Origin of the sequence: Actinospica acidithermotolerans (genome assembly GCF_018139625.1) — a bacterium.
Taxonomy (GTDB): domain Bacteria; phylum Actinomycetota; class Actinomycetes; order Streptomycetales; family Catenulisporaceae; genus Actinospica; species Actinospica acidithermotolerans.
This window is the reverse complement of the sequence record NZ_JAGSOH010000042.1, coordinates 22,933-41,625: the sequence shown is the minus strand read 5'-3', so window position 1 is coordinate 41,625 and position 18,693 is coordinate 22,933. Positions and strand designations below refer to the sequence as shown.

Annotated in this window: 17 protein-coding genes; 2 read left to right on the top strand and 15 right to left on the bottom strand. The window is 69.9% G+C overall.

What is annotated here, in order from left to right:
* Positions 1 to 18: 18 nt before the first annotated feature.
* The 15 genes from KDK95_RS15980 to KDK95_RS15910 form a co-directional block, all read right to left on the bottom strand.
* Positions 19 to 1,272: a helix-turn-helix domain-containing protein gene (locus KDK95_RS15980; protein WP_212518965.1), complete on the bottom strand. Its 1,254-nt coding sequence runs from the start codon at positions 1,270 to 1,272 to the stop codon at positions 19 to 21.
* A gap of 276 nt (positions 1,273 to 1,548) precedes the next feature.
* Positions 1,549 to 3,567 (bottom strand): ATP-binding cassette domain-containing protein, encoded by a 2,019-nt coding sequence (locus tag KDK95_RS15975; protein WP_212518964.1) that lies wholly within the window; start codon positions 3,565 to 3,567, stop codon positions 1,549 to 1,551.
* 177 nt (positions 3,568 to 3,744) lie between these two features.
* Positions 3,745 to 3,984 carry a hypothetical protein gene (locus KDK95_RS15970; protein WP_212518963.1) on the bottom strand — a complete coding sequence of 80 codons (240 nt, stop codon included), beginning with the start codon at positions 3,982 to 3,984 and terminating at the stop codon, positions 3,745 to 3,747.
* A gap of 63 nt (positions 3,985 to 4,047) precedes the next feature.
* Complete coding sequence (locus KDK95_RS15965) at positions 4,048 to 4,344, bottom strand: hypothetical protein (protein ID WP_212518962.1); 297 nt, start codon at positions 4,342 to 4,344, stop codon at positions 4,048 to 4,050.
* A gap of 102 nt (positions 4,345 to 4,446) precedes the next feature.
* A complete protein-coding gene (locus KDK95_RS37720; protein WP_212518961.1) occupies positions 4,447 to 5,802 on the bottom strand; it encodes a helix-turn-helix domain-containing protein in 1,356 nt (451 codons plus the stop codon).
* Positions 5,803 to 5,860: 58 nt separating this feature from the next.
* Positions 5,861 to 6,490 (bottom strand): 3'-5' exonuclease, encoded by a 630-nt coding sequence (locus KDK95_RS15955; RefSeq protein WP_212518960.1) that lies wholly within the window; start codon positions 6,488 to 6,490, stop codon positions 5,861 to 5,863.
* 502 nt (positions 6,491 to 6,992) lie between these two features.
* A complete protein-coding gene (locus KDK95_RS15950) occupies positions 6,993 to 8,666 on the bottom strand; it encodes an NUDIX hydrolase (protein WP_212518959.1) in 1,674 nt (557 codons plus the stop codon).
* Positions 8,663 to 9,811: a hypothetical protein gene (locus tag KDK95_RS15945; RefSeq protein ID WP_212518958.1), complete on the bottom strand. Its 1,149-nt coding sequence runs from the start codon at positions 9,809 to 9,811 to the stop codon at positions 8,663 to 8,665. Before KDK95_RS15945 ends, KDK95_RS15950 begins: the two co-directional genes overlap by 4 nt.
* A gap of 136 nt (positions 9,812 to 9,947) precedes the next feature.
* Positions 9,948 to 10,865: a GNAT family N-acetyltransferase gene (locus KDK95_RS15940; RefSeq protein WP_212518957.1), complete on the bottom strand. Its 918-nt coding sequence runs from the start codon at positions 10,863 to 10,865 to the stop codon at positions 9,948 to 9,950.
* A 205-nt stretch (positions 10,866 to 11,070) separates the two neighbouring features.
* A complete protein-coding gene (locus tag KDK95_RS15935; protein WP_212518956.1) occupies positions 11,071 to 12,600 on the bottom strand; it encodes an amino acid permease in 1,530 nt (509 codons plus the stop codon).
* Positions 12,601 to 12,636: 36 nt separating this feature from the next.
* On the bottom strand, positions 12,637 to 13,848 hold the full coding sequence (locus KDK95_RS15930) for a hypothetical protein (protein ID WP_212518955.1): 1,212 nt from the start codon (positions 13,846 to 13,848) through the stop codon (positions 12,637 to 12,639).
* Complete coding sequence (locus KDK95_RS15925) at positions 13,841 to 14,524, bottom strand: helix-turn-helix domain-containing protein (protein ID WP_212518954.1); 684 nt, start codon at positions 14,522 to 14,524, stop codon at positions 13,841 to 13,843. The genes KDK95_RS15930 and KDK95_RS15925 overlap by 8 nt, the downstream gene beginning before the upstream one ends.
* Complete coding sequence (locus tag KDK95_RS15920) at positions 14,521 to 15,024, bottom strand: ATP-binding protein (protein ID WP_212518953.1); 504 nt, start codon at positions 15,022 to 15,024, stop codon at positions 14,521 to 14,523. Before KDK95_RS15920 ends, KDK95_RS15925 begins: the two co-directional genes overlap by 4 nt.
* Positions 15,025 to 15,394: 370 nt before the next feature.
* Positions 15,395 to 15,850, bottom strand: a complete 456-nt coding sequence (locus KDK95_RS15915) for an ATP-binding protein (protein WP_212518952.1) — start codon at positions 15,848 to 15,850, stop codon at positions 15,395 to 15,397.
* A gap of 93 nt (positions 15,851 to 15,943) precedes the next feature.
* A complete protein-coding gene (locus tag KDK95_RS15910) occupies positions 15,944 to 17,143 on the bottom strand; it encodes a helix-turn-helix domain-containing protein (RefSeq protein ID WP_212518951.1) in 1,200 nt (399 codons plus the stop codon).
* Positions 17,144 to 17,229: 86 nt separating this feature from the next.
* Here KDK95_RS15910 and KDK95_RS15905 point away from each other — a divergent pair, with 86 nt between their 5' ends.
* Together KDK95_RS15905 and KDK95_RS38220 are read left to right on the top strand one after the other, a co-directional pair.
* Positions 17,230 to 17,784 (top strand): flavoprotein, encoded by a 555-nt coding sequence (locus KDK95_RS15905; RefSeq protein WP_212518950.1) that lies wholly within the window; start codon positions 17,230 to 17,232, stop codon positions 17,782 to 17,784.
* 238 nt (positions 17,785 to 18,022) lie between these two features.
* Positions 18,023 to 18,367, top strand: coding sequence for a helix-turn-helix transcriptional regulator (locus KDK95_RS38220; protein ID WP_212518949.1), 345 nt, complete (start codon positions 18,023 to 18,025; stop codon positions 18,365 to 18,367).
* Positions 18,368 to 18,693: the final 326 nt, after the last annotated feature.

The window sequence follows — 18,693 nt, the reverse complement described above, 5'->3', positions numbered from 1 at the left end:
CCCACCTGGCCGCCTCGGTCACGTGCGTGGTCTTGGCAGAGCACTGCGGACGCGCTCCGCGAGGTCGTCGGCGCGCCGAGATGGGTGTCCTTGAATTTCCGAGATAAGCCTGCTGAGGCGCGCCTGGATTGTCGCGACGTGTTGGCTTCGGGGCAGCGCGAGCACTGGCGCGAGTGCCGCCTCGGCGCCGTCGTATTCGCCTAGGCGAATCTGCGCGGTTGCCACATCGATGCGGGCGCCGGCTAGATCCCCGAACCCGCGGGCCTGCACGACCTTGGTGTCGGTGTAGAGCGCGACAGCGAGTTGGGCATGGGAGAGTGCCTGCTGTGCGTCTTCGCCGGCGCCGAGCAGGCCCGAGGCCACATAGAGGTTTTGCTTCGCCTCGCTGAATCCGAATACCCCCACCATCAGCTCGCTGGTGGGGAGTTCCGCGACGTGTCTGCCGGTGTCGATTGCCTTGCGCATGTGTGCGAGATCGCCGAGTCGTCCGGCGGCGCGGGCGCGCAGTCCCGCGATGTAGAGCTCAGCTGCGCCGTCTCGGCTGAGCTGCTGTGCAGATGCGGCTAGTCGGGCGGACTGTCGCTCGTTGCCGGACCAGTAGGCGTTGCTGGACTGCAGGCCGCGAAGCCAGGCGACTGTGGGGTTGTGGCCGGCTACGGCTGCGAGGGCTGCCGCGGCGTCGGCGTGCTGGTGGGCGGCGGGATGCGCTCCCGTGTCCATGGCGGCGTTGGCCAATAGGGCGAGGCTGCGTGCCGCGGCCAAGAGAGCGTCCGAGCGTCTCGGACCTGGCGGCGTGAATTTTAGGAGGGTGCGTGCGTGGTCGAGCGCGTCCTGTGCCCGCGGGACGATTTTGGTGAGCGGCAGATCCAGGTAGTCCTTCGCCAGGCAAGACAGCTGGTGGTTGAGGTCCTCGGCGTTTGCGTTGCCGAGTAAGAGGTCGGAGGCGAGGCTGGTTGCGCGGTGGGCCGAACTGTTGAAGTATCCCGGTGTCAGCGAACTCAAGGCGTCGGAAGTTTCGAGATCGCGGTCTGAGCCGTCGACCGGTTCGGGTGTTTCAGCCGCGGTGAGGGCGCGTTCGAGTTCGTCCGGTGTCCAGTTAAGCTCGTTCGCGAGTTTCGGCCGCAGGTACGGGACGGGTGCTGAGTGCCCAGACTCCCACCGTCTGACCGTTCGCGCATCGACAGCAAGCTTCTCGGCGAGGCTCTCCTGGCTGTGCCCCACCGTGGCACGCCGTCGTGCGATCGCTTCCCTCCGTGACATGGGTAGCACCATGTCAGAACTCTCGGAATTGCGGAAGCGGATTGCGGTCGGTGGGCCCAATCTGACGCCGCCGAGGCACGGCGGCTGGCCGAGCTGCTGCGGCTGCGCTGCGAGGAGATGTTCCTGCCGATCTGAGCCGGGCGAACACCCGATCCGAGTTCCTCTCGAGTAGCGGTATACGGGGACGTTGAAGCGGTTCGGTCGCCGGAGTCCGCGGCGGACCCTGCCGTCTACATGCGCACGCTCCCGAGTGCCGGTCGGCGGGGTGCAGGCGGGCGATCTTGCGCATCAGATGAGCGTCTGACGGTTGACGTACATGGCCAACTGGGCCTCGTACATGCGCTGATACAGCCCGCCTTGGGCGACGAGCTCAGTGTGGGTTCCGGCTTCGACGATGCGCCCTTGGTCGAATACCGCGATATGGTCGGCGCCGACGACCGCGCCCAAGCGGTGCGAAACCAAGATGATCGCGACATCTCCGCGGTCACGAAGGCTCATGACGGTCCGGTAGGTCTCGGCCTCGGCCAACGGGTCCAGATTCGCGGTCGGCTCGTCGAGGATGATCATCGCGACGTCGGTGCGGTAGAGCGCGCGGGCGATCGCCGCCTTCGCGCGCTGGCCGCCGGACAGCTCGACCCCGCCGCGGAACCGGCCCGACAAGACGGTCTCCCAGCCGCGCGGCAACTCCTCGATCATCTCGGTGGCGCCGGCGAGCGTCACGGCGCTGCGAGCGCGCACCCGGTCGATGTGTTGCGGGTCGGGCTCGCTCACGGCGATGTTGCCGAGCGCGGTGATCGGGTAGAGCGTGGCGTCCTGCGGGCACATCGCGACCCGCGCGATCACGGACTCGGAGTCGAACTCGCCCGTCTCGCGCCCGTCCCACGCCACGCGGCCGGAATCCGGTTCGATCAGCCCGGCGAGGATCTTCACCAGTGTGGACTTGCCCGCGCCGTTCGAGCCGACCAGGGCGGTTACCTCACCCGCCTTGATCACCAGGTCCACGCCGGTGAGCGCGGGGCGCGGCGCGGCTTCGTTCTCGTCGTCGTCGCGGGCGCGCGGGTAGGTGTATTCGACCCCGGTCAGCTCCAGCACGGAGAACTGCTCGGGGCAGGAGACGCCGGTGGTGCGCGGCAGGCGGGCGCGGGCGGCGGTGATCGCATCGGTCAGGTCCTGGACCCACAGCGCCTGCTCGAAGAGCCCGTGCACCGAGAGCACGAGGGCGAGCAGCGAGGACTGGACGCTGCGCAGCGCCATCGCCGCCCCCAGCCCGCGGCTAAGCGGCAGCCATCCGGCGGTGAGCATCCACGCCAGCGCCCCGTAGACGACTCCTGTGCCCACCCCGGTCACGGCCCTTCCCGCCAGGGCGGTGGCGGCCTGCTCGCGGCCGAGCCGGATCCGCTCGTCGCGCACCGCGTCCGCGAGCAGCGCGTGCTCGCCGAACAGCCGCGGGCCTGCCGCACACGCCCGCAGTTCGCCTGCCTGCTCGGGGTCGATCAGGATCCACGCGAGAATCCATAGCCGCCGACTGATGCTGGAAAACCGCAGCCGGGAACGGAATTCCGCGCGCGCGGAGCGGACCGAGGCCAAACCGGTCGGCAGCACCGCCAGCAACAGCAACGGCAGCAGCACCGGATGCAGATAGGCGAGTACCCCGGCGGAGGAGACCATCGACAGGATCGAGGAGACCACCGCGATGCATCCGGGGACCGACTGCTGCAGGTAGCCGATGCCGTTGTCCGCGGCACGCTGGAGGTCGTCAGCCAGGTCCGCGTCGGCGAACGCGTCCGCCTTCACCTGGGCCATCAGCCCGTACAACTCGATCTCGGCGTTGCGTTTGATCCGGGGGGCTAGTTGCGCCTGGCCGTAGTTGATCGCGGTGTCGCTGCACGCCCGCACCGAGTACAGAGCCACGAGAACGAGCACCGACGGCAGCGCGGAACGGATGCGCGCGGCGGAGGCACCGGGCCCGAACAGCACCGCGAGCACGTGCACGCTCTCGACCAGCGCGAGGCCAGCCAGCACAGCGGACAGGACCGTGCACGCCACCACCGTAAACAGTGCGCGCGGGCTCGCCCGCCAGCCGAGCCGGGCAATCTGCCCGATCACCACCGGAATCCGCTTGGCGATCACCCAGATCGATACCTTCCCGGCCTCGCCAAGGTGCCGCAGCCAACTCGCCTCCTTCATCGCCTCATCCAGCAACTGCGCGCCGAGCTCCGCTTGGGCCGCGGCGGGCGTGCTCGGCCCGCGCCCGGCTACCGTTCTCCTGGCGGACCGGTTCCCGCCGCGTCCGACTCTCCTGACCATCTCTCCCCCTCGCATCGTGATGCCCGTCTACTGGCTGAGTGCCCTCGTATGTCATGTGTGTCAGCGCACGAAGTAGTGTTTCCCCGATCCGGACTCACTGCTGCGGTCTGTGAGTCCCGGCACGCCTGGCCCGCATCGGATGCCTGAACCTGGGCTCGGCAGGTCGCTTCTGAGGTTTTACGGGCTGTGGTAGCTCGCGGCGGGTGCCGGCGCGGGTATCGTCGCAAGGCTCTGCGACGCGGCGGCCGGCGCGGATTGCGCGTAGCACGAGGATGCCGTGAACCAGATCGAGGTGTCTTCGACCGACGTCGACGAGAGCCGGTAGGAGCCGCTGGTGGCGATGACCTGGTCGTCGGGCGTCGAGGCGTAGGCGGGGCCGGTCTCGAACGTGCCGGTCGTCACGGTGTATCTGTCCACGCTCCAGGCCTTGTGCGCCGCGCCGAGCACGGCTTGGGCTGCGGCGGGGGTGACCGGGTCGAGTTAGAGCTCGAGGGTGAGCTGTCCGTGCGCGCCGTCTGTGTTGCCGCACGCCGCCTCAATCCACGTGGCCGAATGCGCGCCGGACTGGTGGGCGTCGGCGAGCACCTGGTTGACCAGGCGCACCAGCGTGTTGCGCACGTCGCTGCGGGACGGGTACCCGCTCCCGCCCGTCGCTGCCGCCGCCAGTGCGCCGGCCACGGCGATGACGGCTGCCGCCGCGGCGATCCACAGCGCGCGCCGCCGCGTCGCCGGGCGCCGTTCCCGGCGCTCGGCGGGACGCGGACGGGCATCATTCAAGATCCTCACCATCGCAGACCCCGCAACTCGTCGACCGGCAGCGGCTGTGCGGCCATGCCGCAGCCAGGTCGATCGTTCGTGTGCTGGTTCATCCGCGCCCCTTCAGATGTCTGTTGCGTCGGCTGGGGCCGTGTCGACGGCGGCCTCGGATGCGGCGTGCTCGGGTGGAGGTTGTGCCTGGGAGAGCTGCTCGATGTGTCGGCGGGTGCGCTCTGCGCGCAGGTCGTCGCCGAGTTCGTCGTAGATGGCGCGCGCTTCGTGCAGTAGGGCGAGCGCGCCGCCCGCCTCGCCGTGGGCGGCGAGGATGTGTGCGTGCTCGATCAGCGGTCCGGGCAGGAACATCGGCACCTGCGCTTTGGTGGCCGTCTTGATCGCCTCGATGGCGGTTTGCTCGGCACGTTCGAGATCGCTTGCGTGCCGGTAGGCGGCGGCGAGATTCTCGAGGGCGTTGGCGAGGTAGGCTGTGCGTCCGCTGGCTCGTAGTGCGGTGATCGCGGCGTGCAGTTCTTTGACCGCGAGCGGGAGCGGGCCGGTGCGTGCGTGCACTGCGCCGAGGTTCATCAATGCGAAGGTCGCGAATTCCTGGTAGCCGGTCGTGCGGGCCAGATCGAGCGCCCAGGTGAACAGTTCGCCGGCCTCGCGTAGTGCCCCTTCGCGCAGGAAGGTCACGCCGATGGTGTTGAGCGAGCGCACTAGGCCGCGGCTGTCGCGGTCGGCGGCGCGGAGGGACAGCACGTGATGCTGGTGCTCGCGCGCGGCCGCGGGATTCCCACTGGTCAGTTCGAGTTTGCCGGCGGCTTCGGCGAGCGTCGCCTCCGCCGCGCGGTCTCGGTCTGCTCGTGCCGCGGTGATGCCGCGCTGGTAGACCTGCCGCCAGGTGGGCCAGGGGCCGGTGAAGCAGCCGATGCCCAGCATCAGCAGCGCCAGTTGCCACGTGTGCGTGTGCTCGCCGCGCTGGTCGGCGTGTTCGAGTTCGCGCTCGAGATGGTCGTGCTCGGCTGTGAACCAGGCCAGCGCCACGCCCGGGTTGGCCGGGGTGCGCGGCGGGCGGGCGGGGTCGGGCGTGATCCGTGTTCCCGCGGGCAGTGCGAGTGCGCCGAGCACGCGCGCGGCTTCGTACACGCACGCGATGTGCCAGGAGACGGCTGCGGCGTGACCGGCCGGTGTGAGCGTCGCCGGGTGCAATGGCGCGTGCCCGGGCGCCGCCGCGTACCTGTCCGGATCGGCCTTTCCCGCCTGTGCCAGCCCACAGCGGGTTAGATGTTGCAGGTGGCGCAGCGCGGTCGGGCTCGGCAGGTCCGCGTGGGCGGCGATCACAGCGACCTGCGCCTCCTTCTCGAGTGCCGCCAGGACCGCCGGGATCCGCCTGGCCGGCGCCAGCAGCGGGACGGTTCCTGCAGCATCGGTCCCGTTGTCCCGCGCCGGCATCGGCTCGGATTTCTTTGCGTGCTCGTTCACGGCCTGCTCGTGCCTCTCCTTGCTCTTCTCGTACGGTTCGCTGGTGCGGGTCGCGCGGTCATTGGGCGGGTACCTCTGCTTCCCACGGTGTGCGGGGCCGCGGTGCCGGTCGCCTGGGCGCGGCGCGCCCGGCGGCGCACTCGAGGCTGGGCAGGTCGTGCCAGCACCCAGCTTTCGCGCCGTCGGCCAGCAGGCGGGTGAAGATCTCGGTGGTGAGTTCGACGTCTGCCATGGCGCGGTGCCTGTCGGGCTGCGGCGGGATGCGGTAGTGCGCTCGGACGGTGTCGAGCTTGTAGGAGCTCAGGTGGGGGATGACGGCGCGGGCCATGGCGATGGTGTCGATCAGCGGGGTCGAAGCCAGGTTCGGGCAGTGCTCTGCCTGGTTGCGGATCAGGCTGCCCTCGGTTGCAGCGTTGTGCGCGACCAGCCGGTAGGGCGGTGCGGACAGGCGACGGTCGAGCTCGCCGAGAACCTGCCGCGCGCTGGGTTCGCCGGTGAGCATCGCTGCGGTGATGCCGGTGAGTGTGGTGAATCTGGCGGTCACCGGAACATCGTCGGGCGGGCGGATCAGGGCGCTGAAGCGTGCCTGCTCGCGCCAGCGCCCGCCGGTATGACGTAGGGCGAGGGCGGCGACCTCGACCGGCTCCATGGGCCGGCCGGCGGGGGTGAGCGCTTCGAAGTCGATCACGATGATCCCGCAGTCCAACGCAGGGCCGGAAGGCTGAGTGCGACCCCCAGTTTTAGTTGGCGGTTCCCAGTTGTTGTTGGCGGTTTGGTTCACGAGATAGCTCCGGTGGTTGTTGCCTGGAGCCCGATGCGTCGTGGCCAGCTACGGCTGCGCCCGCGGCCGTCAAGAAGACCTCGGATCGTCCACCGTGAACACCTGGGGGAGCGCGCGTATCCAAAGGTCTCAATGCCTGCTCCCGTCACCCGTGGCTGGGAGTCACACGCGCGCGGCTCGGAAGCGTCCTGCACGACCTGTCGCGTCTGTGTCATGTTTGGCGCCTTTCTTGACGATCTGACCTGGCGGGATTCAACGTGTGGGAACGAGTCGGGGCCGTGGCCGGTGGCGCGATGCTCCCGGGGCCTGGCCGTGCGGCGACGGCGCGCCCGTGTGCTGGGCGCCTCGAGGCCCACGTCGCGCGCGCCAGCCTGCGGGAGCGTGGGTGTGTTATCTCGCTGAGCGGCGGTCATAACAGCACGTTCCAGGTCGCGGGCATCTCGGCGAGCTCGGGGTCGCCGTGGTCGCGGTAGTCATCGCCCGCCGGCCGGTCGACGGGAAGCCCGATCTCCAACGCGGCTTGCTCGGCCGCGCGGATCTGGGCGTCGGCGTGCGGCCCCCAGCCGAGAAGGCGGGCGGCATGCCGCAGGTCGGCGAGGTACCTGCGGTAGGCGGGCCGGGCTGCGGTGAGTTTCGGGTCGGTGTCGGGGGCGATCGGCAGGTAGCCGAGGAGCGGGGCGACGAACCGGGCCTGAGCCAGCCCGTTTGGAAAGGCGGGGTCGGCGTAGGTGACCTGGAAGCCGATCAGGCGGGCGCGGGACTGGTCGATCAGGATCTGGCTTTCCTCGAACGCCTCGCGGGCGGCGGTGGCCAGCCAATCGCGATCGTCGGGTTCCGGGCTGCCGGCTGGAAGAGCGAACCTGCCCTGATCCACCCGATGCTGGAGCACGGACCGCCCGTCCCGGTCGATCGCCCACACTCCGGCCTGGGTGACCGGCACGCCCTGCGGCGGGGTGTCGGTCTCAAACCACTGCCATGTGGTGCGATGACCGGGCAGGTATCCGTCCTCGAGCACGAGCACCCCGGTCGCATCGCCGCGCGTGAGGTGCGCATCGATCACCCGTGCGGTCCACGGGTCGGCGCGAGTGGGCCCCTGCGCGGGAGAGGTGAACACCAGGCCGTGCTCCGACGCTGCTTCGCCAGCCGCCGCGGCGTCGAGGTGGCCGAGGTCGCACGCGTAGATCTGCGCGTCGCTGGTGATGCCGGAGACCTCGGTGTCGAGCGCGGCCAGGCGCACCGCCGGTTCTTGGCCGCCGAACAGGTCGCGTGCGAGCTGCTCGGCGGCCTGTGCGGGGTGCTGGCGTGGCGCGAGTCGCCGGTTGGGAAGCTCGAGCCGGCCCACGGACCCGGGCGTCAACGCGACCTCGCCTGCTTCGTTGCGGGCGAGCAGGCGCACCGCGCCCGGCCGGCGCGGTGCGACCGGATGGGCCAGTTCGCCCAGTTCGGCGACGAACTCGAGTTCGAGCGCGGTGAACGGCTGATCGTCCTCGCCGGGGTATTCGCGGTCGAGGTGTGCGAGAAGGTCGTCGACGTCCATGCCGGCGCGCACCCGCGCCGTATCGAGGGCGACGGCCGCCTGCATGCGTCCGGGAAAGCCCAGCACCTGCCCGATGCGGAACCAGGCGCACCGTCCGCGACCGTCCTTGGGGGCGAACACGCTGACGAGGCTTCCGCGGGTGAGACGGGCCGGGAACTGGGATGCGGGGCGTACCTCGATCGACGCGGTCCGCGAGACCAGTTCCTCGTAGGTTGCGGGATCGGTTTCGAGCTCGACCGCGTCGTCGGCCAGGTGCACCGGTGTGCCCAGGCGCAGCGCGTGGGCGATCTCGCTGGCGGTGCCCGCCCCGGTGTACCCGCCGCTGTTGGCCACCACCACGGCGTCGGCGGCCTCGATCTTGCGTAGGTGCAGCGCCGCCAGGCTCGCGCGTTCGATCGGGCTCAGCTCGCGCCCGGCCGGGGCCGGGGCGAGTACGCTCGCGCCGGCCAGGGCGAGTCTGAGTTCCAGATCGGCGACCTGCCAGCTGGCGCGGGCCGGCGCGCAGATGCACACAGTGGCGCCGTCGAGCGCCTCGTATCTGATCATGTTTCACTCCCGTGGGTGGACGCCGAGACCGGCGCGCTCGCGCACGCTCCGGCGCTGGTGGACTGGCTTGCCGACAGGCCTCCGGCTGTGGCGGCTACCAGCACCGCCCGGTTGCAGAAGGCGGCGGCGTCGATCGGCAGGGCGATCTGGTAGGAGGTGTGGCCGGCCGCGGTGCGCGTGCTCGTGCCGGTGGTCGGCTCGCCCACGGCGCGGTAGCTGATCGCCACGGTGACCGGGGCGGTGCTCGCGGTGTCGAGGTAGACGATCACGTCGATGCGTGGGGTGGCGGTGCTGGCGCCGAGCAGCTGGATCTGCAGCGAGGTGACGATTCCGGCGGCTGCGGGCAGGCTCGCTGCACCGGGTGTGGACGGCGGTGTCCGGCGGCTCGGTGCCGGGCTGGGTGTGCGCGCCGCGCGTATACCGGCGGCCTGGGTGGTCGGGGAGGCGTTACCGGGCGGGGTGCGGTCGAAGGCCTCGAAGCAGACCGCGGACACGATCAACGTGGCGGCGACGATCCCGGCCGCCTGCACCAGCATCCGCGAAGCGGCATTTGGGAGCCTGCGTCGTGCAGTCAGGCTGGTTTCGCCGATGGGCGAGACTGAGCCCGTCCGGGTCCGGCCGCTGTGGCCGCGGTGGCGCGCTCGGCCTGCGGCCAGTCGCGGCCCGGTGTCGGCGGACGGAGCGGCGTTTGGGATACCGGCTGGGTTCGCCTCGCCTCTTTGGGTGCTGGCGAGTTTGAGGGCGAGCGCGCCGCTCGAGGCGATCTCCCGCAGGTCGCGGTCGAGCGACTGGGCGTGCTCCGGGCCCCAGCCGCCTGTTTCGAGGGCGGCGAGTTCGCTCTCCCAGTGGTGCAGGACGAACCCGATGCGTGTGTGCAACGCGCTGACGGCTCGGGTTAGTGGAGCGGACCCGGGAATCGGGGCGGTGTGGGCGGCCAGTTCCGCCCGGGTCCGGGCCAACCGCTCGACCGCGTCTTGTGCGAGCTGGTACGAGGTCGGGCTTATCCAGGACAGGCCGAGCAGCACCTGCTCGAGACCGGGCGGTCCAGCGGTCGCGGCCGGCCGGGTCTCGTGGACGGCGGCGAACCGCTGCCCGAACTCGGACGCGGCGCCGAGTGCCTGGAACTCGTGGGCTGGTTCGGTCACTGCCGCCTCCTTCGCGGGCTCGATGCTGGCTGGAATCGGAGAAAGTGAATCAGGAGTCGAATACTCGTGGCAGTTGAGTTTCGGGTTGCCCCGGGGCGCAAGAGTCAGCGGGTGGCACACCGGGTGGCGGGATGGGTCAGCCCCAGGCGAGTGAGGCGGTCGAGTAGCTGTGGGAGAGCGCGGTCGGCCGGACCGGGTGGGAGTACATGCGTATGGTGTGCGAGGCGCGCGACAGGCCGCGCTCGCGGGCCAGCTCGCGCCCGCCGGGGTTCGGTTCGGGGCAGTTGAGCACCACCTGCTCGCCGGGGTGCGGGGCGGTCAGGGCGTCGAACAAGACGCTCGCCGCCTGCGGGTGGGTGGCGATCAGGGGTCCGATGCGGTAGCCGGCGCGGCTGGGCCGGATCGCGCCGAAGCCGGTGACCTGCCCGTCGCGCTCCTGGTAGACGAGCGTGCGGGTGCTGTCGGCGGCGATCCACACCGTCAGGAAACCGGAGCGTTCGAACGGCGAGCAGGCCGCATCGAGCGCGACGATCGCGGCGCGGTCGCCCGGTTCGGGCGGTCGCACCCGTGGATGGGCGCGGGTGCGCCCGCCGTGGATGGTGCCGTGGTAGCCGATCGTGGTGTGCGAGGCGGTGAACCCCGCGCGTTCATAGGTGCCGATCCGCTCCGGGACCGCGTCCAGGGCGATGACCCGTCCGTCCGCGTGCGGGAGCGCTGCGCGCCAGGTCGCCAGCCCGAACCCGCGGCCGCGGTAGGCGCGGTGGACGAGGTAGTTGCCGATCACGGCGTACAGGCCGCTCACGCGCAGTACGGAGATCGCGGAGACCGGGGTGTCGTCGAGTAGGCCGATCACCAGGGCGCCGGGGTCGAGGGCTGTTATGGTCTGGGCGTCGCCGAAGCCCGGGTCCCAGCCCTCGTCGATCATCCAGGATTCGATCTCGTGCCAGTCCTCGCGGCTCGGGTGGAGCTGGAGGGTGAACCGGCCGGCTGCGATCGCTTCGTCGGCGTTCAAGCATGCGTGGTCCGCGCTGGTCGGGAAGGTGGTGGTGGGCATTGGGGGTTGCTCGCTCTCCTGGGGCTGGGGCACACGCGGGTACGGGTTCGGGGGGCCCGCCCCGCCGAGGGGGGATGCTCGGCGGGGCGGGGTGCGCCGAGTCGGGGGCCCGGCCGTCCCACTTACGGCCGGTCTCGGCGCCCGCCGCGGGCCCGGCACGCGACGGGGCGCGCGCACGGCCGGGCCTTGCGGGGTCTCGGGGTGGCTAGAGGTCGGCTTCGATCTCGGCGATCTGCTCGGCGGTGAACTGGCGGGTTCCGGTGTAGCTGCGCCGCCCGCCGATCGCGTACCAGGCCAGAACGAGCAGGAGCACGCCGCCGAGTCCGACCGGCGCCCAGTTGAAGTCGTGCAGCGTGATCGGCCAGGTGGTCGGCAGCAGCGCCACGAGCCCGAAGACGGTGACGAACGCGACCGAGACCGTCCCGACGAGCTTGGGTCGGCGGAGTTTGAACGGGCCCGGGGTGAACTGGTCGCCGGCCTTCAGCCGCAGGAACACCGGGATGATGTACGCGCCGAACAGCCCGGCGGAGGCCAGCGCGGTCAGCCCGAGGAACGCGTAGTAGGACCAGAAGGTCGCCAACCCCAGCACCGCCATCCAGAAGATCGCGAACCAGGTCGCGAACACCGGGGACCGGAAGCGCCGCCACGTCGAGTGCAGGTACTTGCTCATGGGGTAGACCGAGTCGCGTCCGGCGCCGAAGAACTGACGGCTGGTGGCGGTCACACAGGCGAACAGGCAGAACCCGGTACCGACCAGCAGGCCCGGGATCAGGATCGTCGCGAGCCAGTTCGGCAGCGCGTCCACCATGATCGATGCCGGGGCCACGCCGAACGATCCGGCCGCCTCGCCGTTGTAGTTCTGGATCGCGAACAACAGCGCCAGGATCAGGGCGAGTCCGAGCAGCCAGGTCCACAGCGCCGAGCGCACCATCGCCTTCGGCGCGTTCACGGTCGCCTGCTGCGTCTCCTCCGACATGTGGCCGGGGGCGTCGAGACCGGTCATGGTGTAGAGCAGGGTGAGCGGGGCCAGCGCCAGCGCGTAGCCCATGTACGGCTGCCCGGTGTCGTTGACCAGCTTCGTGGTCACGAACGAGACCGACTGGTGGTGCGCGGGCACGAACGCCAGGGCGATGACGATCGCGGCCGTGACCACGACGTGCACCCACACCGAGATCTCGTTGAGCCACATCACGAAGCGCACCGCGAAGCTGTTGACCAGCCCGGCGAGCACCAGCAGACCGAGGAACATCGCGAAGGTCTCGTGCAGCGTCGGGGCCCAGCCGGTCTTGAACCCGATATAGGCGCCGAGGAACAGCGCCATGCTGTAGGCCGCGCCGGACGTGCCGGCGACCTGCCCGATGCCGTTGACCCACGCGGTGATCCACGAGGCGATCCGGTGGTGCTTGGTCGCGAGCTTGTCGCTCCAGAAGTACAAGGCGCCGGATGCCGGATAGGCCGAGCAGATCTCAGCCATCGAGTACGGCACGCACAGCAACAGCGGGCCGCCGATCACCCACGCCCACACGAGGGCGGCGGGGCCGCCGGTAACCATGGAAAAGGCGAACATGGCCGGGATACCGGTGAGAACCGAGGTGGTAGACAGCGGGACGGCGAACGCCCCGAACCCGGTCATGCGCCGGTTGAGCTCCTGGGGGATGCCGAGCTCGTGCAGTGTCTCCCTGTCCGCGGCGGCGATCTCCGCCGGCGCACCGGCGGTTTCTATCGATGTTGACATAGCTGGTTCCTCGAAGAGTCGGTGGGGCACAGTGGGTTATTGCTGGTCCGGCTCGGGCGGCGCGGTTTCCGGGCCGGCTCGAGGCGAGGTCGGCCGCACGGCCGGAGCGCGCAGGTCGACCGGGAGGTGGCTCTCGGCCGAGCATTCGGCGATCGCATCGCGGAGCACCTCGCCCGGATCGCCGTCGAGCTTCCACGGGTAGGCCGAGGCGTACGGCAGCAGATACCGCAGCACCGCGCCTGCCCGGCTGTACTCGCCGCCGAGTTGAAGTCCGCGGGCCAGCAGCGACACATCCGCGATCGTCGCGCCCTCCTGCTCGGGGCCGGAGCGGTACGTGAACCAGGCTGCGTGCAGGTCCACGAGGTCGCGCGTCATCGCCGCTCGCACGACACGCGGCGCGGCTTCCGCGGCCAGGGTCTCCTTCTCGAGGGCGCGCACGAGCCGGTCGCGCCGCTCCTGCAGGTCATCGCGGGAGGTGTAGCCGTCGATCCCCGCGCCCGTGCGCAACTGCTCGTCGAGGTCCGCGACCATCTTCCGCAGGCTATTGATCCGCTGGAACTGGTCGAGGTCGGCGGCCTCGGCGTCCTTGCCCTCAAGCGGGTACTCAAGAAGCGCGGCCAACGGCAGTAACCGCAGCGGGCTCGCCGCTGGGCTGCGCGCCGCCACACTCAAGGCCACCCGCGCGGGTGCCGCGCCTTCGAACTTCGACCCGAAATAGGCCAGCAGATGCCGGCCCGTCTCCCTGTTGAACGGGTCCCGCGGCCAGATCTCCTGCTCCACCAGCCGCCACGGACCTGGAAGACCGCCGAGTTCCGGAAGCGCGTCGGACGGCTCCGAATCCTGGCACTCGAACCGGGCCAGCCCGAGCGTGACCACGTACGGGGTGGGATCGTCTGGCCAGGCCAGCGCGCTGCGCCCGGCCAGGTCGAGCGCCTGCGTCAGCAGGTCCCGCGCCCGGCGATGCCGCTTCCGGTACGCGGCGGCGGCGTGGACCGCCGCCACCCGCGCCCCCAGCAGGAGCGCGTCAGGATCTTTCGGCTCCTCCTTCAGCCACTGCTCGGCCAGATCCGTGCGCGCGGCCATCGATCCAAGCACGGCGCTGGCGTAACCGCGGCGCGCGAACGCCCACGCCCCCCGGGTCTCGCCCAGCACCAGCCGCGCCGCGCCGAGCAGCCCTGCCTGCACGTCCGTGCACGCCGAATCCAGCCGGTGATCGCGCCACGCCAGACTCCACAGGAAGTCAGACACAGCCGACCGCCACGGGTGCGACGGCGAAAGGGGAACGGCCGAGCGGGTAACGAGAGTGGAGTAAGGCGCCGCCCGCGGCCTGACGCGCAGGCCCACGCGCCCTTGATCTTGATCGAATCGCCACGCGCGGGCTCGAACGCGCGGACGGCGGCTCCTGGTGGGCATCGCCCTGAAGCGATCGGGAATAGACCCCGCGATCGGCCCTGCCCAGCCCAAGGGGCCGGCCGCGATCGCGCTGACCTTCGGCCGTGCACGCCGCGGCAGGGAAGCCTTCCGTGCGCCGGGCCGTCGTCGCCGCCGGAAAGCTCGGGTCGAGACCACCCACGGCGCTGCACTGCAATGCGAGGGTGCACAGGCACGGGATGAACGTGAGCGCGGCGCTCCCGCGTCGGGGCCGTTCGCCGGGCGAATCGATGGAGGGAGCCGAGTCGGCGTGAAGCCATGCCGTGAGCAGGGTTCCGCCAGCGCCGAGCAACTCGTCGCACGCCTCGGCGAGATCGCGGGGCAGCAGCCGTACGCCCGTCTCGGCGCGGCTGAGGGTCGACTTCGACGTGTAGAGCTTCGCCGAGAGTTCGGGCTGCGAGAATCCGGCCTCAATCCGCAGCCGGCGCAGCAGCGCTCCGAACCGGTGCACCGCGGAGCGCTCCGGCGTCAAAGGTTTAAGCCGAGCGCTCATCTGGCACCTGACCGCATCGCCGCAGCGGTCGGCGCCGGTGCGGCCAGGCACACCACGGTCACGCTGACCCCAAGGCCGTCAGGATCCGCCGCGATGCTCACCGACTCCGCGAGCGCCCGAACAATCTCCAGCCCTCGGCCGCTCTCGGCATCGACATCGGGCTGCGCCTCGGGATCGCGCCACGGGGCCGGAGTGGAGACCTTCAACGTCATCCGCTGACTGCTGATCCTCGCGCGCACCCGAACACGGCCACCGCCGTAACGGCAGCCGTTGGTGAGTACCTCCGAGGCCACCAGTGTGGCTTCCTCGGCCGCCGGGCCATCGCCCCACGCCGACCCGAGCAGATCGGCGACGCGGTGCCTCGCCTGAGCAACGTGCACCGGCTCGGCGGCGAAACTGAAACCCAACCGGCGTACGGGCACGGTGCTTGCGCGCCCCGACGCGGCATCGTAAATCCGGGCCGAGGCACGGCGGCGGTCTTGAATCGTCGGTCCGCTCATCGCGAAACTCCCCTACGACGATCTGCCAAGTCAATCTGGTAAGCAGGCGACGCTCGGCTGACTTGTGGGCGCCGAATCGCCGCACAGAAAATCCAACCGGACAATGCCGCACCAACCCAGGGCATTGACCGGACAGGTTTCGGACATCCATCGGACGCCGACCCGGACGACCTGCGCGAATGCATGTCGCATGATTGACGGTCAGATGTCCGGCCGTCGCGAGCAGAACGCGCCGGCCCGATCTGGACGGAGGCGGGGGCATCCGGGGGCGGGAGAAGCGAGATGCCATCGGCAGCGAGTGGCTGCCGGGAGGCGACGCGCACGGCTATCGATGTGCACGAAGGCCCCGGAACTTGATCTGCCGCTGACCTCACCGGCGCTCCTTCTCGCCAGCGAGTGAGCGCGACGTTTCCGAGCGCTGCTGTCCCTGGGGGATGGTGTCCGCCGGTCCGGTCGAGATCATCGCGGACACGGTCTTCGAGTCGTCGTCGTGCTGAACGACGTCCCATAAGGTCGCGAACGCGTCGACGATCCGTGCGAGAGATCCGGTGCCGTCCGTGCTGGCGGCCGGCAACGCCGGCCCGTGGTCCGTCACCTCGATGGTCACGAACGCGGAGACGCTGATTTCGATCTTGACCGGAGGGGCACCGTGACGCTGGGCATTGTCCACGAGTGCTTCGGCCACCTGCCCTGCGCGTATGACCGTGACGCTGGGGAGGCGCGAGTCGAGGACCACGGCCGTCCGCTTGACCCACGCGGCGATCGATGCGGGGTCATCGTGCTTGGTGAGCGTCCGGCCCTTTGTGGCATGGGTGTTGCCGTGCATCGGGTCCTCCAGGAGCGGATGACAGGTTCATCACGCACCGTAGGAGGTTCGACACACCGGAATACCAGTCCGGCTGGTATGAGGTTCGCGGAGTCAGTTCACATCGAGCCGGTCCGCCATCGTCCGAAGGCGTTCCCTGGTCGAGCGGCGCTCGGCCCGCAGCAACGAGCGCACGGTGGCCTGGGCCATCGGATGGTGGCGTACCAACTGCGGCGCGATCCTGTAGGCGCGTTCGAGCGCGGACAGTCCCCGCTCTATCTCGTTCACCCACACGAAGCCGCGCGCGGTATCGAGGTAGTGGTGGGCCAGGCGGGAGTTCGGAAGACCTTTCGGGATGATCAGACCCTTGGAGCGCCGGACCGCCTCGACACCGTCGCCCAACTCGACGGCGACCGCGACACGGTGAAGGTTCACGTTCCCGATCGAGAACCAGTTCAGGTACGGGTCGGCGCCCTTCGCCAGTTGCGCTTGGATCGCAGCTTCCTCGAGGCGGGCGTACGCGCCGTCCCCGTCGTTGGAGCGCGCCGAGGTGATGGCGCCGCGAAGGTGTAGGGCGCCGGTCAGACTCGCGGCGCGCTTGGACTCGGCGTGGGCGTCGGCCACCGTGTCGATCGCGCGATCGACCAGCAGCATCGCGTCACGCCAATCTGCCGTGGTCCAAGCGTCCCGTGCGGCCATGTAGTCGGCGAGCGCCGGCAGCAGGGGGTCGTCGGAACGTTCGGCGCACCACCGGGCACGAGAGGTCGCCAGCTCGATCAGATGAGGATGGCCAAGTCCGTAGCCGAAACTGTGTGCCTCTTTGCACGCGTGCGTGAGGATCCGGAAGGCACGCTCACGGTCGCGCTGGCTCGGGGCTGCGGACGCGGCATGTAGTTCAGCGATGAGCGCGACCGTGCGGGCGCCGAGCTGCGCGTATTTCGCTTCGCCGCGCAGCACGACGAGTTCTTCGAGGTCAGCCTCGAGCTCGGGCAACGCTCGGTGAGCTGCGAGATCGGGGGGAAGATCGAGGCGCCGGAGTTGCCGGACGAGGTCATCTGCCGCGTCGTTCGCCCTCTCGGCCGGGGTCGCGAAGTTGGGGGTGCCGAGGATCTCGCGGGGATGGCAGCGCAGGGCGCGGGCGAGTTCGTTGACGACGGAGACCTTGTCGAGTTCGATGTCCCCCCGCTCGACCTGCGACACCCACTGTTGGCCGTGACCGGCGCGCTGGCCGAGTTCACGCTGGCTCAAGCCCGCGCGCCTGCGCAGCATCCTGACCCGGTCGCCAGGAGTTTCGTGGATCGGGACTTCTGACATCACTGGACTCTCACTCGCAGGGGGCGTCTAGGGTGATGATGACACGCCCGGGCCGGAAGCGAAGCGTTCTCGAGGAGGAACTTGTGGTGGAGAGTCCGTGTCTGTACGTGGTGGCGTGCGGTGCGCGTCCCGCCGGGGATGTGCTGCGCGCGGTCGAGCTCGGGCAAGCGGCCGGATTCACGGTGGCAGTCGTGCCAACACCGATGGCGCTGCGCTTCATCGCGGATGTGCCCGCGGTCGAGAAGGCGACCGGGCTCCCGGTCCGCTCTTACTACAAGCGGCCCCAGGACCCGGACGTGCTCCCACTTCCGGACGCGTTCCTCGTCTCACCGCTCACCTTCAACTCACTCAACAAGTGGGCACAGGGCAACAGCGACACACTGGCGATGGGGCTGCTCAACGAGGCGATCGGGCTCGGCGTACAGATCGCCGCGGTGCCATGGGTGAACGCGCAGCTCGCAAAGCACCCCGCGGCCGAGGAGAGCCTGAAGCGGCTGCGTATGGCGGGCGTCGAGTTCACGGCAGGGTTCGGGCATCCCTCCACTCGAATTCCCGGTCCGGATGGGAGCGTGGGGCAGCCCCGCTACCCGTGGGACGAGATCGAGATTGCACTGGCTCGCATGGCGAGTCAACTTGGGTGAGCCGGCCACACAGGGCTGGCCTTGGCCCGACCCAGCTGTGGCCGCGCCTCGCCTCTGGAGAGATTTCGCTCCTTCGCTGGACTCCCGCCGCCGCACATCAGGGTTCTTTCACTACCGCTTGAAGCCGCGGCGTGGCGGCTGTGCGGTGATGGCGCAGAAGCGGGCAGTAACCTGAAGCGTGGGGCACTGGTCCCACGTCGACAGGGTGATGCGAGGGAAGGTCTAGCGAGGTCGGAGGATGGTCAAGGCGCGAAGGACCGGGCTCACGCGGCGGCGGCGTGCCGTTGGCCTTTCCCAGCAGGATCTCGCGGACCGCCTGCGTGTGGACGTCCGGTCGGTCGGCCGTTGGGATGCCGGCACTGGCGAACCCCAGCCCTGGCTACGCGTCAGTCTGGCGCGTGCACTGGAAATTACGGCCGTTGAACTCGAAGTCCTGCTGTGCGGCGACCATACTGCAGCGCTGGACCAGGCCCCGGCCCAGGCGATCGGACGATCCGCCGACGCAGCAGGGGCGTGGGCACAGCGGGATCGACGTGTCGGCTGCCGGCCAGGGACTGACCGGTCTTCGCCTTGCCCTCGCTGACTCAGTGCAATCAAGCCTGAAAGCAGAACCGCAGAAACTGCATGACTTAATAGTCTGATCCGCTCGTGCACCACGGTCGCCCGCCTGCCACCGGGACGGCGGCATCCTTCCCGCGGCCCGGGACTGTGTAGGACGTTGTGGGTGGAGCCGGTGGAATAGCAATTAGTTGTTGATGGTGATCCGGTCCTCGTAGTACAGCTTGAGGGTGTTGATCACGCTCTTCCAGCCCTGGTTCCGGTGGCCGAGTTGGCGCTCCCGGCTCCGGCGAGCGCGGTACTGGCCGCAATCCCCCCGGTGACCACGAGCCGTGCGGCGAGTTGGGCGAC